At 62.4% G+C, this 16,123-nt stretch carries 16 protein-coding genes and 3 pseudogenes; 9 read left to right on the forward strand and 10 right to left on the reverse strand.

Going from position 1 to position 16,123, the window contains the following annotated elements; genetic code table 11:
* Nucleotides 1-33 precede the first annotated feature (33 nt).
* Nucleotides 34-543: a hypothetical protein gene (locus ACFQJB_RS05670; RefSeq protein WP_379724918.1), complete on the forward strand. Its 510-nt coding sequence runs from the start codon at nt 34-36 to the stop codon at nt 541-543.
* Nucleotides 544-570: 27 nt separating this feature from the next.
* Here ACFQJB_RS05670 and ACFQJB_RS05675 read toward each other — a convergent pair whose 3' ends face one another.
* Entirely contained in the window at nt 571-750 is a 180-nt protein-coding gene (locus ACFQJB_RS05675) for a hypothetical protein (protein WP_120100140.1), read from the reverse strand.
* 224 nt (nt 751-974) lie between these two features.
* On the opposite strand from ACFQJB_RS05675, the pseudogene ACFQJB_RS05680 reads away from it, so the two are divergent.
* The 3 genes and pseudogenes from ACFQJB_RS05680 (at nt 975) to ACFQJB_RS05690 (ending at nt 3,617) form a co-directional block, all read left to right on the forward strand.
* A pseudogene (locus ACFQJB_RS05680) lies at nt 975-2,409 on the forward strand (cytochrome ubiquinol oxidase subunit I).
* Nucleotides 2,402-3,403 (forward strand): cytochrome d ubiquinol oxidase subunit II, encoded by a 1,002-nt coding sequence (locus ACFQJB_RS05685; protein ID WP_379727970.1) that lies wholly within the window; start codon nt 2,402-2,404, stop codon nt 3,401-3,403. Before ACFQJB_RS05680 ends, ACFQJB_RS05685 begins: the two are co-directional and overlap by 8 nt.
* Nucleotide 3,404: 1 nt before the next feature.
* Nucleotides 3,405-3,617 carry a hypothetical protein gene (locus ACFQJB_RS05690; protein WP_379724921.1) on the forward strand — a complete coding sequence of 71 codons (213 nt, stop codon included), beginning with the start codon at nt 3,405-3,407 and terminating at the stop codon, nt 3,615-3,617.
* Between the two features lie 137 nt (nt 3,618-3,754).
* On the opposite strand, the gene ACFQJB_RS05695 is transcribed toward ACFQJB_RS05690, so the two are convergent.
* The 7 genes and pseudogenes from ACFQJB_RS05695 to ACFQJB_RS05725 all read right to left on the reverse strand — a co-directional run bounded on the left by ACFQJB_RS05695 (nt 3,755) and on the right by ACFQJB_RS05725 (nt 9,375).
* Nucleotides 3,755-4,012, reverse strand: coding sequence for an MTH865 family protein (locus ACFQJB_RS05695; protein WP_379724924.1), 258 nt, complete (start codon nt 4,010-4,012; stop codon nt 3,755-3,757).
* A gap of 37 nt (nt 4,013-4,049) precedes the next feature.
* Nucleotides 4,050-4,286 (reverse strand): hypothetical protein, encoded by a 237-nt coding sequence (locus ACFQJB_RS05700; RefSeq protein ID WP_379724927.1) that lies wholly within the window; start codon nt 4,284-4,286, stop codon nt 4,050-4,052.
* Nucleotides 4,287-4,367: 81 nt separating this feature from the next.
* Nucleotides 4,368-5,468: an ABC transporter permease gene (locus ACFQJB_RS05705; protein WP_379724930.1), complete on the reverse strand. Its 1,101-nt coding sequence runs from the start codon at nt 5,466-5,468 to the stop codon at nt 4,368-4,370.
* A pseudogene (locus ACFQJB_RS05710) lies at nt 5,461-7,397 on the reverse strand (PrsW family intramembrane metalloprotease). The gene ACFQJB_RS05705 and the pseudogene ACFQJB_RS05710 overlap by 8 nt, the downstream one beginning before the upstream one ends.
* Nucleotides 7,398-7,411: 14 nt before the next feature.
* Entirely contained in the window at nt 7,412-8,362 is a 951-nt protein-coding gene (locus ACFQJB_RS05715) for an ATP-binding cassette domain-containing protein (RefSeq protein ID WP_379724933.1), read from the reverse strand.
* 99 nt (nt 8,363-8,461) lie between these two features.
* Entirely contained in the window at nt 8,462-9,052 is a 591-nt protein-coding gene (locus ACFQJB_RS05720) for a flavin reductase family protein (protein ID WP_379724936.1), read from the reverse strand.
* A 2-nt stretch (nt 9,053-9,054) separates the two neighbouring features.
* On the reverse strand, nt 9,055-9,375 hold the full coding sequence (locus ACFQJB_RS05725; protein ID WP_379724939.1) for a cupin domain-containing protein: 321 nt from the start codon (nt 9,373-9,375) through the stop codon (nt 9,055-9,057).
* 101 nt (nt 9,376-9,476) lie between these two features.
* On the opposite strand from ACFQJB_RS05725, the gene ACFQJB_RS05730 reads away from it, so the two are divergent.
* From ACFQJB_RS05730 to ACFQJB_RS05745, 4 genes and pseudogenes are all read left to right on the forward strand, one after another.
* Nucleotides 9,477-10,244 (forward strand): DUF429 domain-containing protein, encoded by a 768-nt coding sequence (locus ACFQJB_RS05730; protein ID WP_379724942.1) that lies wholly within the window; start codon nt 9,477-9,479, stop codon nt 10,242-10,244.
* Between the two features lie 45 nt (nt 10,245-10,289).
* Nucleotides 10,290-10,738: pseudogene (locus ACFQJB_RS05735) on the forward strand (hypothetical protein).
* Nucleotides 10,739-10,910: 172 nt separating this feature from the next.
* The gene (locus tag ACFQJB_RS05740) at nt 10,911-12,311 is read left to right on the forward strand and encodes an APC family permease (protein ID WP_379727972.1); all 1,401 of its coding nucleotides are present in this window, start codon (nt 10,911-10,913) and stop codon (nt 12,309-12,311) included.
* Nucleotides 12,308-12,961, forward strand: coding sequence for an NAD-binding protein (locus ACFQJB_RS05745; RefSeq protein ID WP_379724945.1), 654 nt, complete (start codon nt 12,308-12,310; stop codon nt 12,959-12,961). Before ACFQJB_RS05740 ends, ACFQJB_RS05745 begins: the two co-directional genes overlap by 4 nt.
* A gap of 1 nt (nt 12,962) precedes the next feature.
* On the opposite strand, the gene ACFQJB_RS05750 is transcribed toward ACFQJB_RS05745, so the two are convergent.
* Complete coding sequence (locus ACFQJB_RS05750; protein WP_379724948.1) at nt 12,963-13,766, reverse strand: RIO1 family regulatory kinase/ATPase; 804 nt, start codon at nt 13,764-13,766, stop codon at nt 12,963-12,965.
* A 264-nt stretch (nt 13,767-14,030) separates the two neighbouring features.
* On the opposite strand from ACFQJB_RS05750, the gene ACFQJB_RS05755 reads away from it, so the two are divergent.
* A complete protein-coding gene (locus ACFQJB_RS05755; RefSeq protein ID WP_379724951.1) occupies nt 14,031-15,578 on the forward strand; it encodes a sensor histidine kinase in 1,548 nt (515 codons plus the stop codon).
* A gap of 9 nt (nt 15,579-15,587) precedes the next feature.
* Here ACFQJB_RS05755 and ACFQJB_RS05760 read toward each other — a convergent pair whose 3' ends face one another.
* Nucleotides 15,588-16,121 (reverse strand): dihydrofolate reductase, encoded by a 534-nt coding sequence (locus ACFQJB_RS05760; protein WP_379724954.1) that lies wholly within the window; start codon nt 16,119-16,121, stop codon nt 15,588-15,590.
* Nucleotides 16,122-16,123 lie beyond the last annotated feature (2 nt).

Genomic DNA, 16,123 nt, shown 5'->3' on the forward strand with positions numbered 1-16,123 from the left:
AGCCAGCGTCGCCACTGGAATGGAGTCAAACAGATGGGTGAGGAACCAGCCGCTATTCGTGACGCGCTTGACCGGGCTACTGCGGCCTTCGACGCACCGCCGGAGACGTTGTCGTTTCCGCCCACGGTCGAGCCAACTGAGACGAAGACCGCAGTTGTCAGCCTTCGGACGGCCTGCCGGCTCCTGACAGCCTGCCGCTCGCTTCGAGAGCCCGACGGCTATCACGCCAGCGTGATCGAACTCTCGTTTGCCGCGATCGAACACTCCCTTGCGGCCGCCGCTCACAGCCGCGGCGAGACACTCAGAAAAGCAGACTCCGGGCGAGCCACCGCCTTCGCTCGGGCCGGCGACCTCGGGCTCGTCAGCGAGACGACAGCCGAACAGCTCAAACAACTCCACCGCGACAACCGGAGGCGCACCCGAACACGTGATACCGCAGCCGCCGCCCAGCATGCGACCGCCATGTTCGATCTCGCGGTGGCGGTGCATACCCACGTCGCCGACACAGCAGCCCTCTCGCATGAATGTACCTGCGAGGGGTGAGCGGCGCTGTCCCGAGACCGTCGTTTCTCACCCGATATCGTCCCAACGAGAGACGAGCGCGATGCCGAAAGTAAACACGATCAGCCCGATCGCTGCCTGTCTGGCCACGGTGCCGATATCCCCGTTGAGCAGCCCGACGACACCGCGAACGAGCAGAACACTGGTGACGAGCACCACGATCAAGAGCACGAGGTGACGGGTCTCCATATAGCTGATACTGGGTGCCGAGCGTATAGTCGTGTCTTTTCTTAACAATAGTGGTGCGGCAGGCTAATCTGAGTTGTATTGTGACAAACACAAAAATTGAAAACAGCCGTTTTAGGCGATTAAACCAGCGTTTTGCTGATATACGCGCTGAAAAGAGGGACACGCTTAACTAATCGAGTGTCAAAGATGCGATTGTACATCGGAGTCCCACTCCGGGGTCAGTCATGATGGATCCAGTCATCGCCAGTCGGGCCCAGTTCGCCCTTACCACGATGGTGCATATCATCTTCCCCGTGATGAGCATGGGGTTAGCCCCTTCCTCATCTACTTCACGTGGAAGGATATCCGAACTGGCAAACCCGTCTACGAACAGTTGCGTCGCTTTTGACCAAGATCTTCGCCATCTCCTTCGTTGTCGGCACGGTCACCGGTATCGTCCTTGAGTTCGAGTTCGGGACGAACTTCGCGGCCTTCTCGACGGCCGCCGGTGAACTGTTCGGTGGCCCACTTGCCGTCGAGGGGATGATGGCGTTCATGCTGGAGGCAACGTTCCTCGGTATCTTCGTCTTTGGGCGCGAGCGCGTCGGCGACAAACTCTACTTCATCTCCAGTGTCGCCGTCGGCCTCGGCACGTGGCTGTCGGCGGTCTGGATTCTGATCGCCAACTCGTGGATGCAGACGCCGCGGGGGTACGAACTCGCTTCTGAGGGCGGCCAGACGATCGTCCATCTCGTCGACCCGATTGCGGCGTATCTCAACCCCCGCTTCGGCTACATGTACGTCCACATGCAGAACGCCGCCATCGAGTCGGTCGCGCTGTTCATGGCCGGTGTCGCCGCCTACTACGTCTTCCGACACCACGTCTGGGGGTTCGACCACGAAAACATCGACTTCTGGGAGACGACGCTGAAGATCGCGCTGATCGCACTACTGATCACCGCGCCGCTGCAGGCGTTCCACGGCGACATGTACGGCCGCCACGTCGCCGAAACCCAACCCCAGAAATTCGCCGCGATGGAGGCTGTCTGGGAAACTGACTCCTACGTCCCCGAATACATCATCGCCTTCCCGACCAGCCTCGATTCGATCACCGATCCGCGCGCCAAGGAACTGTTCGGGATCGGGATCCCCGGCGGCGCGTCGTGGCTCGCCAGCGGGGGTGATCCGACAGCCGAAATAACCGGCCTCAACGAGTTCGAAACCGAGTCGCCACCGGTGGCGATCGTCTTCTGGGCCTTTCGGGCGATGGTCGGGATGGGCTTTTGGTTCATCCTGCTGTCGTTCTGGGGTGGCTACCGGTGGTTCCAGGGCCAACTCTTCGAGGATGCCCTCCTGCATAAGGCGTTGATGGGGTCGTCACTGTTGGGAATCGTCGCCGTCGAACTCGGCTGGGTCGTCACCGAGGTGGGCCGCCAGCCCTGGGTAATACAGGGGATCATGAAGACAAGCGAGGGTGTCTCACCCGGGCTGACGGGAGCCGAAGCCACAGCCACCTTCGCCGGCTTCGTCGGCCTCTACTCAGCGTTGCTCATCCTGTATGGCTACGTGATCGCTCGGATCATCCGCAACGGGCCGCCCGGCGGCGACGACCTGCGGACGAATCGTGAGCCATCACCAACGCCTGAGTCGCCGGCGGTGGGGGTGGCTGACGATGATTAGCGTCGAGGGGCTCACCGCCGGCCCGCTGTTCGGCCTGCCGCTGCCGGAGATCTGGTTCGGCCTCATGTTCACCCTGCTGGCGACGTTTTTGTTCCTCGATGGCTTCGACTTCGGGGCCGGCGCGATCTACGGGCTCGTCGATACCGATCGCCAACGGGAGGCGGTGCTCGCCGCTGTCGGCCCGTTTTGGGACGGCAACGAGGTCTGGCTTGTCGTCTTCGGCGGCGCGCTGTTTGCGGCCTTCCCGGCGGCCTATGCCGGGCTCTTCAGCCGCCATTACCTACTGATGTTTGCCATCCTGGGCGCGCTCATCATCCGCGGGCTGGCCCCCGAGATGTACGAACAGCGGCACGATGATCTCTGGCAACGCGCCTGGAGTGTCGCCTTCGTCGCCGGCAGCGTCCTCGCGCCGTTTTTCCTCGGCGTCTTCGCGGGCAACTGGCTCGTCGGTAACGAGGGCTCGGTTTCGCTGATCGGCCTCGTTGTCGGCGTGACGCTGACGCTGCTGACGGTCGTCTCCGGGGCGGCGTTCCTCCGGCTCAAAGCCCAACACGACCTGCCGCCAGAAGTGTCGACCTACGGGCAGATCGCCGTTGTTGGCTACCTGCTGGCCGTGGTTGCCACGCTTGCCGTGTTGGCGGTGCGGCTCCCAGAGGGGATCACGACGCTGTTGGATCCACTGATTATCGTCTTGGTTGTCGCCTCTATCGTGTTGGCAGCGGGCTACATCCTCGCGTTGCGGCGGGAGCAAAATCTCATCGCCCTCGGCATCGCGGGCGTGATGACATACGGGCTGATCACCGTCGTCGCCCGGATCATGTATCCGGCGATCGATCCGGCGACCGGCGCGACGATCCGGGAGACCATCGTCTCGACGCTGCCGCTGAATCTGATGACGATCGGGGCGGGGCTGTTGTTGCCGCTGGTCGTCGTCTACTTTGTCGTGTTGTACACGGCGTTCAGCGGCCCGATCACCCCGGAGGAGGCCTACTGACGTGGGCGAGGGGGATTCGTCGACATTGCTGGCTTCCCGCGTTTTCGTGACCTGGGTCGAACTCGTCGTCGTGGGGTTCGGCGGGACAGCCCTCGCTGGGGCTGTCTCTGGGCCCCCAGAGCTGATCGTCTATTTTGCGACGACGCTGGTGACCGTCGCTGTGCTCCTGTACAATATCGATCAACTGATTCAGCAGCGACTCGGGGAGCAGTAGCGTCGGTGTCGACGACAGGGAGACGTGAGGACGCGACGACAGGGAGACGTGAGGACGCGACGACAGGGAGACGTGAGGACACGGCGTCAGGGAGACGTGAGGACACGGCGTCAGGGACTCGTTAGGACGGGATCGTATCAAAACACGTTGTTGGCGCGGAGCCCGGTCATGAGATCCTCGACCAGCGGCTCGACGCTGTCGTACGGATACTCCTGGTAGTCGGCGTACTCCATCCCGAGTTCCATCGCGCCGATCGTCACATCGCCGGCCTCGAAGGTTGTCGCCGCGCCGTCGGGCAACACCGGAATCAACTCGAAGGGGTCGGTCACCGGATACTCGGCGGCCCCAAAGACCTCGATGAGCTGTCGACGAATCTCCGCCTCAGGGGTCGTCATCGATATGACCGTCGTGGCGCAGGGGTTATCATACCTGTTATTCCGGCGTAATCGGCGAGCCCTCGTCGAACCAGCCGCGTTCGCGAAGTCCAACACCCAGCAGGACGAGCGCGTTTGGCAGGAACAACAGCGCGCCGAGAGCCATCACGGTATCCTCCGTTCGCAGCCCGTAGGTGACTGCCGCCCCCGCAATGAGGAACCCACTCACTGCAAGCAGGTACATCCGGTACTCCATCAACAACGCGAATGGGCGAAGCAGTACGTCAGGATCCATATACAGGGATACAGCCCACATCCACTAATAGAATCGGTTGTCGAAACCCGCCTCGCACCCGACCGTACGATGTGGGCTCGCTCACAGCGTGTTCGGATTGATCCGCGTTGCAAGCCGGCGGACAGCACCGACGGCCGCAACACCGACGATCCCGTAGACGAGAACGGCCAGCCGCGTCGACAGCGTCGCGCTGTCGATCGCCAGCCGTGCCGCGGTGTTGGCTGGCCCACCGGGCAACAGCGTCGCCCCGGCGAAAAACAGCAACACCGCAACCGAAAACAGCAGTTGTGCGGATCGCCGGTCGGGAGCTAACAGCGAGACGGCCACCGACAGCGCGACAACGATCGCGGTCACCGCGGTCACAAGCGTGGCCAGCCAGCCAACGTTGGCGACGGCGACACCATTCAGCGAAAGCAGCCCCAGCCACGCAACCGCTTGCAGGGGAGCGATAGCAATCATCGCCGCCGACTTGCCGTCGACGATATCGACCATCGTTACCGGCGCGACACGCAACAGTTCAAGCGTGCCCTGTTCGCTTTCGGCGGTCAGCGAGTCGACGGTGATCGAGCCGCTGATAAACACCGGGAGGAACACCAACAGCGGTAGTAGGATCGTGTAGGTGAAATCGTAGTAGGGGTTGCCGCCGGTGTCAGGCGGCAGCGGCAAGGGTGGATTCGACAGCGAGGCAGCGCGTTCGGTGCGAAGGTTTCGCTCAAGAGCGCGCAAGGCTTCTTGGCCCTCTGAGACAACCAAGGTGGTCTCAATGCTGCCCTCCGGGGCGGTCATCACCACCTCGATACGGCCGTCGCTGCGGGTCGTCTGAAACACCGCGTTCACCGCGCCATCCTGGAAGTCGGCGTAAGCCTCGCTGGTCGTCGCATACCGCGTGCCCTCGATGGCCGGTCGCTCTTCAATCGCCGCCAGCATCTCGTTGGTAGCCTCGCCGGTGACGGCGGCGTCGATCTGATAGCCATCAACGCTGCCAGGGTCGTACAACGAGACAAGGCCGACAACGAGAAAGCCCGAGAACGCGGCGACAAACAGTTGGATGACGACCGCGAGGATGATCGTCTTCTCGCGGCCCAACACCCGCAGCTCGCGGCCGGCGATCGTCAGTCGCGGGTCGCTTACGCGGTCGGCGACGGCGTGCCACCGAGCGCGCAGCCAGTCTCGATCACCCATAGAGGGTCACCACCCCGAAGTTGTACGCCGCGTGAATCGCCGTTGCGGCGACCAGCGACACCAGATACCACCGCAGATTCTTCCGCGCGCCAAGCGCGGCGACACCGGCGGTCACCGTATGCAACACCAGTGGGCCAGCCAACAACAGCAGCGATGTCGAGGGCGTAACCCCGATGCCGGCGGGCTGCAGGGCGGCTTCGCCGAGTTGGAGATTCGGGAGGCCGACCAACTGGGCAACGGCGGTGAACTTCTCGGCGACGAAAAAGCCGATCCCGGAGGCGATCCCCAACAGCAGTGCGGTTCGCACCGATCGATCGAACCGATCACTCTCAAAGCCGGCAAACACGTGAACGCTTTTCGCAACCTCCTCGACGGCGGCGATCACCACGAGCATCAGCGGGATCGACACCTCGATCGGCAACACGAACAAGACGGCGATCGCCAACAGCTCAGCAATAAACACAAACGGCAAAAACAGCGCGGTCAGCACGCCAACCGATCGAATCCCACTCAATCGCGCATCAAGCGCGTCGAGGAACTTCAGCGGTACCGATTTTTGTGAAAACATATCCTCTTCTCGGTAGACGCCGGTTCCGAGCAGGAACAACACGCCGGCACTCGTATAGAACGGGCCGGTCGAAAACAGGTAGCTCCCGAGGGTGACGGCCTCACCCTGTAGCTCCATGACCACAAGCGTCAGCGGCGAGATCAACGCGATCGGCGTCACGTTTGTGAAGATCGAGGGGATGAACACGTAGCTCGTGAGGAAGACAGTGATCGTGATCGTCACAAACGTGAGTTCCTTGAACGATCGAGCGAACATCGCGCCGAGGAACGTCGCCGCCAAGAAGGTCATCGCGATCGGGACGACCGCCGCCACCGACAGCAGGCTCCCGCCGATCGCCGCGGCGATAACCGCTGTGACCGCGACGGCGATAGCCGCGTACGGCAGGGTTTTGCCGGCGACGATGTCCAGCCGCTCGACGGGTGCGACCAATAAAAGCTCCCCCGACGACTGATTCGCTCGTTGAGGATGCTGCTCCCGTAGGATTGAATGACGAAGTTCATCGGCACGAGGAACAGAAACGCCAGTAGCAGCGAGCCAAAGGGGAAGGGTGGCTGGATTTCCGCCGGCGAGCCGCTGGTGCCGCCGCCGAACAGCGCGCGATCGAGTAGCGAGCCGCCACCACCGTCGGCAACGGGCGGCGCGTCGCTGCCGGTGCGATCGGTGCCTGTCGTGTTGTCACCGCCTCCATCGGCTGTTCCACCATCGGCGTCGCTGGTCGTTCCATTGGTGTCGGTGTCGTTGGCGTCAGTGTCGGTTCCATCACCGTCGTCAGCATCGTCTGCGGATGCATCATCATCGGTCAGATTGCCCGCGTTCGTTGGGGCGGCCGGGCCGAGCGTCGATTGTGGGATGTACTGTAGCTCGACGATAACCGGATAGGCGGCGGTTTGATTCGGTTCCAGTGCCATCGCTCGGTCGTTGTAGGACTGCACCGCCGAGCGGAACGCGGTGAGTGCGGCATCACCTTTCTCACCGTCGGCCGGCTCAACGAGGAGCGTTGGCGAGCGCGGGCCGGGGCCAGCGGCTGGTTGTCGAACCCCGCCGATCAGGAGGTCGATCTCGCCGGTTGCCAACGCGGTTCGATCCGGCGGGCGGGCGGTCAGGCTGGCGTGGTCGTCGATCACCGCGTTGTAGGGGCTGTTGTCGGCGACGCCAACCCGGTAGATGTCGGTGTTCGGCGACGGTGAGGCGACGCCGAGGGCGACAGCCGAGGTGCCGACGCTGGCAACGACGACAACGAGAACGGCGATCACGGCGAGGGTGCGCCGATTATAGCTGCTCGTCGACTGGCCGAGTTCCCAGCGGGCGATCCGGGCGATCCGGCGGAGTCGACGCCCGGCGGTCGTGAGCCGTGTTCGCAGGCGATCGACCCGCGTCACGGCGCGTCCTCCACCTCGTGTTGGTCAGTCGTGGGCCCACTGGCTGGCTCGGTGTCCGTGGCTGTGCGTGGACTCGGCATCTGTTGGCCGGTCAGCTCCAAAAAGATCGACTCTAAGCTTGGCTCGTCGGTGCGAATATCGGTGACACTGCCACCTGCGTCCGTCGCGGCGGCCTGGATCTCTTCGACCGCAGCCATCGTTTCGACGACCGCCCGGTGACGACCGTCAGCGGTTGGGTCGGTGGCATCGAGTGCGGTGTCGCTGTAGACGTGGTAGGTCGTTTCGCCGTACTGTTCGCGGATGTCAGCGACCGAGCCGCGGGCGATGATCCGGCCCTCGTTCATGATCACGACGCGGTCACAGACGCTTTCGACGTGGTAGAGATTGTGCGCGCTGAAGATGACCGTCTTGTCGTCCTCGCGGAGTTCTTCGGTGAACTCCAACACCGAGTTTGTCGTCAACGGGTCGAGCCCGCTGGCGGGTTCATCGTAGATGAGCACGTCGGGATCGTTGACCAACGAGCGGGCGATGGCGACCTTGCGTTTCATCCCCTTCGAAACATCGCCCAGTCGGCGGTCACGGTATTCCAGATCCAGTCGATCGAGCGTCGACTCAATGCGCTCGCTTGCCACCTCGCGGGGCACGTCGTAGAGATCAGCAAAAAATCGGAGATACGATCGCGCCGTCATATCCTCATACAGCGGCGATTCCTCCGGCAGAAAGCCGAGTTGGTGCCGCATTTCGGGGTCGCCGGCGTCGTAGCCCGCGACGGTTGCCGTTCCGGCGGTTGGTTCGATCAGCCCGGCCAGCATCTTCAGCGTCGTCGTCTTGCCCGCGCCGTTCGGGCCGACGACGCCGAAGATCTCCCCGCGGTCGATCTCGAACTCGCTGCCAACGACGGCGGCGAAATCGCCGTAGGTCTTCCGCAGCCCCGACACCTCGATCATACCTCTTGTGCCACCGCAGCGTACAAAAACACACGGCCTTGGCTATCAGTGATAATAGCCAGCAGGCACGAGTTGTCGAGGCCCACCGAACTCCTGCAACTACGGCGGGCGCTCTAATTCGAACCGATCTCGTGTCGAGGCGTAGTAGTTGCCAGCGAGCCGCCCGACTGTATCGAGATCGTCGATATCGATTTTCTCGTCGGTAAGAACCGCCTCGTCGACATGGGCGTGAACAACCTCACCGAGGATCAGCACGCTGTCGCCGACCTCGATCCAATCGTAGAGTTCACACTCCAGGGCGACGCTCGCGGCCGCGACGCGTGGCGGGTCGACGACGACCGATTCTGCGCGCTCGATATCGACGTGGTCGAATTCGCTTTCGTCGGCCGGGAGTGTCGCACTCGTGGCGTTCATTTCCTCGACGATGTCGTGCGTGACAGTGTTGATAACGAATTCCTCGGTGTCGGCGACGTTCTGTGGGGTGTTCTTCAGGTCGTCGCGGCCGACCGGCGCGAACATGACGACCGGCGGGTCGACGGCGACGACGTTACAGAAGCTGTAGGGTGCGAGATTGTCGACGCCGTCGGGACTGGTCGTCGAGATCCAGCCGATCGGCCGCGGCGTGATCGCCGTCGACAACAGTCTGTAGGGCGATCCGAAGGCGTCGGGCGCGCCATCACGCGTCGCCATCGCTACGGCGCGCCAGCGATAACAAACTGGCTGGGCGCGTCGCCGGTGTGGATCTGCCGGTCGCTGTCGGCGTCGACACGGATCGCCTCGCCAGCCGCTAGTGGAATATCGTCGCCGTCGACGGTGATCGTCGCTGTACCCTCGACAAGGATGTACACTTCCTCCTGTTGCTCGTCGGCATGATTGTGCGGCTTGCCGCTCCAGTTCGGCTCACAATCGAGCACGGAGATCCCAAGCTGGTCGCAGTCCAGCGGCTCACGCAGGAAGTGGAGGCCACCACCGACCGGCTCGACATCCGCATAGTCGACTTTGGTGTAGGACATCGCCCCGATCTTCGTCGCTGACGGGAAAGTACTCTTCGGCGGGTGGCAGACGATCGTTCCCAACCGGTATTGCCTTGCGTTCGGGGCCGGTAACACGCTGTGTGACTGGATCTGTGGTCGGTGTCGATGGCTGTGCCGGCGGTTGGATTGCGGTGTGGACAACCGATGGCGGCGAAACCCTCCACAGCGGACGATATTGGTCGATTGAAGCCGTTGTCGACGACCACGCTGCTGCTGACACGTTCCTTATCGACATGCCGATCGGGCTTCCCGACAGCGAGCCACGAGCCTGCGATAGCGTGGCTCGACAGCGACTTGGGGCACGCAGTAGTTCCGTGTTTCCGGTTCCATGTCGGGCAGTCGTCGACTACGTGCAACGCGAGGGCGACGCGGCTGAGTACGACCACGCGAACACGCTGCAGCGCGAGCGGCTTGGCTCTGGGCTCTCCAAGCAGGCGTGGAACATTACCCCAAAGATTGCCGCGGTGGATACGGTGCTCCGCGAGGCGCACCCCACCCCCGACATTCGCGAAAGCCACCCCGAATGCTGTTTCGCCGCACTCAACGATTGGTACCCGATCGCTCAGCCAAAATCGACAGCGAGCGGACGAGCCGCGCGGTTCGGCGTCCTTGATTCCGAACTCGATGGCTGGCGCGACTGTTATGAGACCGCCCTTGACGAGCACTACCGCAAACATCTCGCCCGCGACGACATCATCGACGCGCTGGTGTTGGTTGCCGCCGGCCAGCATGCACTCACGTCGCTGCCGCCCGAGCCACCGACCGATGAGGCTGGGTTGCCGATGGAGATCGTTGTCCCTGATGTCGATCCATCGTGGCACCAGCATCTCTCGGTTGCTGAGCAGTAGCGGTCGCGCCGGAACTTCCATATCTCTCGCCCCCCTACAACGGGTATGTTTACCGGGCGCACCGACACCCCGTGTTGTCTCTGTGGGAGCGCAAAAACCGACCGGCGGATCGAAGTCCCCCGCGGGCGGTGACGCTGATGGAAAACAGCGGGCCGATCGCCTGGCAGGATATCGTCACCCCGGTGACCCTCCAGTTTTGTGCCGACGACTGGGAGTTGGTTCGTGATCTCGCCTTGGAGATGGATCATCACCCACTGTCGCGGTGCAATGTTGCCTACGCCTCCTTCGACCTCCGAGAGGATTTTGAGGCCATGCTCACCGAGACGAAGGAAGCCGTCGACCACGCGGAGATGGAAACCCGCCTGTTGGAGCGCAGCCGCGAAGTGTTGGCCGACGCCGACAATCCGATGACCGAAACGCGGGCCCTCGTTGAAGCGGCGGTGATCGACGCCGCTCTCGCTGAGCTGGATGCGGTGCCATCGACAGCCGAGTAACCGAGCGTGTCAAATCGTCCAACTTTCGGGCGAGCACCGATAGCTTCTTTTGGAACTCGCCGCCAGTAGCCCGTACGGTGCCCCTCGTTACAGTCTCATCCGACAGGAGTTGGGCGCAGTGAGCAACCAAAACCGCTCGCCGAATGCCGAACTCGGCCTGCTTGATGCGACGATGATCGGCATGGGGGCGATGATCGGAGCCGGGATCTTTGTGCTGACGGGGTTGGCTGCCGAGATTGCCGGCCCCGCCGCGATCATCGTCTTCGCGCTCAACGGCGCGGTCACAGCGTTTACCGGGCTGTCGTATGCCGAACTCGCCGCATCGATCCCGAAAAGCGGTGGCGGCTACGCCTTCGTCCGAGAGATCTTCGACGACTTCGCGTCGTTCATCATGGGCTGGATGTTATGGTTCGCCTATATGATCGCCGGCGCGCTCTACGCGCTGGGCTTTGCGCCGAACTTTCTGGAGTTGCTGCACGTCTATGGGCTCGTCGCCCCACCAGGAGAGGTCGGTGCGATCGCCATCCCACTGATCGATCTGTCGGTTCCACTCGCGTTTTTGCTGGCGTTTGTCGCCGTCCTCGCGTTGGTCGCGCTCAACGCCGTCTCGACGGCTGCAAGCGGGAGTGCCGAAACGATCTTCACGATTATCAAGGTGAGCATTCTCGTGGTGTTCGTCCTGTTCGGGCTGAGCTCGCCGATGTTTTCGGGCGCGGAGTTTCAGCCCCTCTTCCCGTCGAACGCTGGTGCGGCCGCAATCTTACCGGCCATGGGGCTGACATTCATCGCCTTCGAGGGGTATGATCTCATCACCACGGTTACGGAGGAAGTCAAAAATCCACGCGAGAACATCCCGAAGGCGATCTTCCTGAGTCTGATCGCGACCGTGATCGTCTATCTCGCGGTGGTAACCGTTGCTGTCGGCACCCTCGGGGCCGACGGCTTGGCCAATGCCGGCGAGGCCGGGATCGCAACGGCAGCCACCTCGTTCATGCCGACCGGCCTTCCGATCATCCAAAACGGCGGCGCGCTGATCGTCTTTGGGGCGGTTTTCTCGACGTTGACCGCGCTCAACGCGGTCGTCATCGCCTCTTCGCGGGTCGCCTTCTCGATGGGGCGGGAGGGCCAACTGCTGCCCTCGTTCGGTCGGCTACACCATCGCTACGGGACGCCGTTCGTTGCCATCCTCGCCAGCGCGGTCGTCATGCTTGGGTCGGTCGCGTTGCCGACCCAGAGTGCGGGCAACATGTCGAGTCTGTTCTTCCTGTTGTCGTTCGTGATCGTCAATGTCGCCGTGATTCGGCTCCGACGTGAGCGTCCGGCGATGAATCGGCCCTACAAGATGCCGTTTTATCCGGCCCCGCCGCTGATCGGAATTGCGTTGAATCTACTGTTGACCGTCGTCCTTGTCGAGTATCTGTTCCGAACCGATCCGCTGGCGATCGTTCTCAGCGTCGGCTGGATCGCACTCGGCGGTGTTGCCTATCTCGGATTGAAGCGGGTTGGAAGCGAGTCTGAGCCCGACGCAGAGACCGACAAGACAATGCCGTCGGACAGTGAGGCTGACCTATGACCACGACGCGTGATGTCATCATCGCCGGCGGCGGTCGTGTCGGCTTTCAGACAGCCGAGATACTGGCTGATCGCGGGCACGACGTGACGATTATCGAACGCGAGGAAGCCGTTATCAACTCCATCGCCGACGAATGGGTGGCAACCGTCATCGCCGGCGATGCGACAAACCCGAACATCATCGAACAGGCAGGGATCGAAGACGCCGATGTGATCGCTGCCCTCACCGGTGAGACCGGGCTGAATCTCGCGGTTTGTTTGGCCGCTGCGGAGCTGTCGCCGTCGATCCGCACGATCGCTCGCATCGATCGAGCGGCCGGCGAATCCTACACGCGCTTTGTCGACGCCCTCGTCTTCCCGGAGCGAGCCGGCGCACGAACTGCTGCCAACGAGATCATCGGCAGCGATGTCCAGACGCTCGCGGATGTCACTGCAACACTCGATATCATGCTGATTCGCGTTGGCGACGACGCCCCCGCGGCCGGCAAGCAGTTATCCGAGGTGCGGTTCCCCGATGGAACGCTCATTATCTCCGATGGCGAGGGTGATCAGGTTGCTCGTCCGGAGACGATGCTAACGGCCGGCGATCGGTATCTTGTGGCCGTTGAGCCCGCTGTGGCCGACGAAGTGATGAACTTACTCCGAGGGTGAGCTATTCTGCTGTGGCCCGATGTTCGATCTCGCTTCTGAGCCCGGCGGCCGCAAAGTCGTGATCCGGGCGGAGTTGGACAAAATGTAGAAAGTCCGCAGCCGAAAGCAGGTCACTCATTGCGTACGAGGGTTCGGCGGCCGCGACCGCCGCACGTGCGCCAAGAATCGGTTCAAGCGCGGCCAGCGCGCAGGCGAGATCATATGACCGAATCCCATCCTGGGCGTCGCCGTCGACGCTTGTCGCATCAATAAAGTAGAGTTCCTCATCAAGCAACAGCACGTTTTCGGCCCGGAGATCGCCGTGGGCTAACCCGGCGTCGTGTAGCGTTCGGAGCGCGGCAAATAACTCTTCGGCGACCCAGGACTCGGTCTCGGGGTCGAGTGAATCCAGCGGCCGGAACTCGGGGAGATACTCAAAGACAACGACCCCGTAGCCTTCAGCTTCGAAGGCCTCGATCGGTTCCGGGGTGTTGAGCCCCAACTCACGCATCTCTTGGGTGGCCTCCAGTTCGTGTTGTGCCATCTCGGCGGGCGACTGGAAGGATTCAAAGAAGCCGGCGGTGCCGCTGGCGACCGCGCCAAGATTTCGCCCGGTCGTAAACAGCGCGTGGACGAGGGTGTTCTGCTGGCTGATCACCTTGACAAACAGCGCGTCGTCGATGACGACCGGCGTCGACAGCCAGTTGTCGGCTTCCAGAAACCGCACGTGGGCCGGCGCGCGGTCGTATCGCTCGACGACCGAGCGAACGACGGTTTCGATCGCCGACCAACTGGGTTGGCCGCGAACGAATCGGCGGAGGGACACTATCGGAGGTGATGACGCGAGCGGATATAAACACCCGGCTCGTGGGTGTGGTCGGCGATTCGGACCGCACTGACGACGCCGACAGCCGGTGATCGGTCGGCGATTTGAACGGCTGTCAACAGTCCATCAGCTCATACCTGCGACCGAGTGTATTATATATGTTCATGTGGTATCTGTTCTCAACAGAGCAACCCGATCCATGTTCCTCACGCCGGCCGCTCTCTCATCGGTGTTCGCCTGGCATCCCAGCGGATGTGATAGCGGATGAGCCAGACGGAGGAACACACCGACGATGAGTTGACGACGGCGATCCTCTCGGCGATCGACGCCGGCGTGGTCGTTCTCGACGACGACGATCGGATTCAGCGGGCGAACGAAACGGTTCGCAACGAGCTTGGCCTTGGAGACAACGACATCGGCGTTCGCGCCAGCGAGGCCTTGCCGCTCGGTGAGTATTTAGCGCAGCTATCGCCCGGCGAGTCGCTTTCAGAGACAACGGTAGCCCCAGCGCCCAACCCAGGGGAGGTCGACACCGAGCCAGCGTTACAGCCACATACCGGCGGTGTGGAACTGGTCATCCCGCAGGGTGATCTCGACCGCTGTTTTGTTGTCAAGGCCAAATCGATGGCGACGGCCGCAGCCGACCGGTTGCTGTTATTCGAGGAGATCAGCGCCCAACGCCGGATCGAATCGCAGTTTAAGACCGCGATGGGGTACACCTCGGATACGGTCGTCGTTGCTCGATCGGATGGCACCGTCCGGTACGTCAGTGGCCCACCGGAGACCACAACCAAATCGCCGAGTGAGATCTCCGTCTCAAAGAACCTTCTCGATGTCGTCCATCCGGACGATCGCTCGACCCTTGAGACGGCGCTGGAAGTCGCCGACGAAACTGGTGATGCGAGCATCCACCACTGCCGGTTGGAAACGGCTGGCGACGGCTGGCGGATGTTTGAGGTTGCGGTGCGGGAAAACGGCTCGCTGCCGGCCATCGACGGGCTGATCGTTACCGCCCGCGATGTGACCGACCGCCACCAGTTTGAACAACGCCGACAGGTGATGAACCGCATCCTCCGCCACGACCTCCGCAACGACATGAACGTCGTGGTCGGCCACGCCGATATGTTGCTGCAGGCCGACGATGACCAGGTGACAGGCCACGCCAAGACGATCCGCCAGAAGGCACTGTCGTTGGTCAATCTCGGCGATAAGGTGCGGACGATCGACCAACAGCTCCACGGTGTCGACCGACAGCTCCGCCAGATCAACATCGCCCAGATCGTCCGCGAGGAGATCAGTGCCGTCCACGACGAGTATCCCAGCGTTATCATCCGCTCGCGGATCGACGAAACATCGATTATCGGTAACACGCTCATCCGAACCGCGATTCGGAACGTGCTAGATAACTCCATCGTCCACAACGACAACAGCTGTCCGGAGATCGAAGTCGAGGTCGACCGCCGCCACGAGACCAACCGCGTGCAAGTCGAGATCCGCGACAACGGGCCCGGCATCCCCGAAGGCGAGCGCCGGGCGATCACCAACGAGGCTGAGACCCCCTTAGAACACATTAGTGGCCTCGGCCTCTGGTTGGTCAAATGGATCGTCGACGGGATGGACGGTTCGCTGTCGATCAGCTCAAACTCCCCGCGCGGAACGGTCGTGACGCTTTCATTCCCGGCTGCTGACGCCGACGAGTGGGATGAGATTGAGGATCAGCGACCGGCCGGCGTCGCCAACGGCATTCCGTTTGCTAACGGCTCGATCGGCGATAGCGAACCGATCGGAACAACGACCAGAACTGAAGACTGACTGGGTCGCCTACTGTCGGCGATACGTGACAAACGCGAAGTCTTCGCGGTCATCGCGGTCGACCGCAACCCATTCACTGTCGTCCCACTCGGGAAACTCGGTGTCGCCCTCGTAGGCGTCGGCGAGTTCAGTCAACACCAGTTCGTCGGCCCGAGCAAGGAACTGTTCGTAGACGGTCGCCCCACCGATCACGAAGATCCGTTCGGCACCGTCGGCAAGTGCACAGACAGCTTCGGCTTCGGCGACAGCAGCATCGATCGAATCGGCGACAACGACGCCCTCATCGAGGTCGGGCTCGCTTCGACTCAACACGATATTGTGCCGCCCCGGGAGTGGGCCGTCGATCCGGGCGGCGATGGACTCGTAGGTTCGTCGACCCATGATCACCGGGTTGCCCATCGTTGTCTCCTTGAAGTGCTGGAGGTCGGCAGGGAGCTGCCACGGCATCTCGCCGTCATCGCCGATGACGCCGTTGGCAGCGACGGCGGCGATCAAAGCGATGGGTGGGTCGTCGTTGTCGGCAGCAGGTGTCTCCTCGGCCATCG

Source organism: Halonotius sp. GCM10025705 (assembly GCF_042662885.1).
In the GTDB taxonomy this organism is placed as follows: Archaea; Halobacteriota; Halobacteria; order Halobacteriales; family Haloferacaceae; genus Halonotius; species Halonotius aquaticus.

What these genes read in the sequence shown, in the direction of transcription:
- ACFQJB_RS05705 (WP_379724930.1), bottom strand. Translation starts at nt 5,468, where the DNA reads ATGGGTGATCGAGACTGGCTGCGCGCTCGGTGGCACGCCGTCGCCGAC.
- ACFQJB_RS05685 (WP_379727970.1), top strand. Translation starts at nt 2,402, where the DNA reads ATGATTAGCGTCGAGGGGCTCACCGCCGGCCCGCTGTTCGGCCTGCCG.
- ACFQJB_RS05745 (WP_379724945.1), top strand. Translation starts at nt 12,308, where the DNA reads ATGACCACGACGCGTGATGTCATCATCGCCGGCGGCGGTCGTGTCGGC.
- ACFQJB_RS05700 (WP_379724927.1), bottom strand. Translation starts at nt 4,286, where the DNA reads ATGGATCCTGACGTACTGCTTCGCCCATTCGCGTTGTTGATGGAGTAC.
- ACFQJB_RS05760 (WP_379724954.1), bottom strand. Translation starts at nt 16,121, where the DNA reads ATGGCCGAGGAGACACCTGCTGCCGACAACGACGACCCACCCATCGCT.
- ACFQJB_RS05695 (WP_379724924.1), bottom strand. Translation starts at nt 4,012, where the DNA reads ATGACGACCCCTGAGGCGGAGATTCGTCGACAGCTCATCGAGGTCTTT.
- ACFQJB_RS05755 (WP_379724951.1), top strand. Translation starts at nt 14,031, where the DNA reads ATGAGCCAGACGGAGGAACACACCGACGATGAGTTGACGACGGCGATC.
- ACFQJB_RS05725 (WP_379724939.1), bottom strand. Translation starts at nt 9,375, where the DNA reads ATGTCCTACACCAAAGTCGACTATGCGGATGTCGAGCCGGTCGGTGGT.
- ACFQJB_RS05675 (WP_120100140.1), bottom strand. Translation starts at nt 750, where the DNA reads ATGGAGACCCGTCACCTCGTGCTCTTGATCGTGGTGCTCGTCACCAGT.
- ACFQJB_RS05720 (WP_379724936.1), bottom strand. Translation starts at nt 9,052, where the DNA reads ATGGCGACGCGTGATGGCGCGCCCGACGCCTTCGGATCGCCCTACAGA.
- ACFQJB_RS05670 (WP_379724918.1), top strand. Translation starts at nt 34, where the DNA reads ATGGGTGAGGAACCAGCCGCTATTCGTGACGCGCTTGACCGGGCTACT.
- ACFQJB_RS05740 (WP_379727972.1), top strand. Translation starts at nt 10,911, where the DNA reads ATGATCGGCATGGGGGCGATGATCGGAGCCGGGATCTTTGTGCTGACG.
- ACFQJB_RS05715 (WP_379724933.1), bottom strand. Translation starts at nt 8,362, where the DNA reads ATGATCGAGGTGTCGGGGCTGCGGAAGACCTACGGCGATTTCGCCGCC.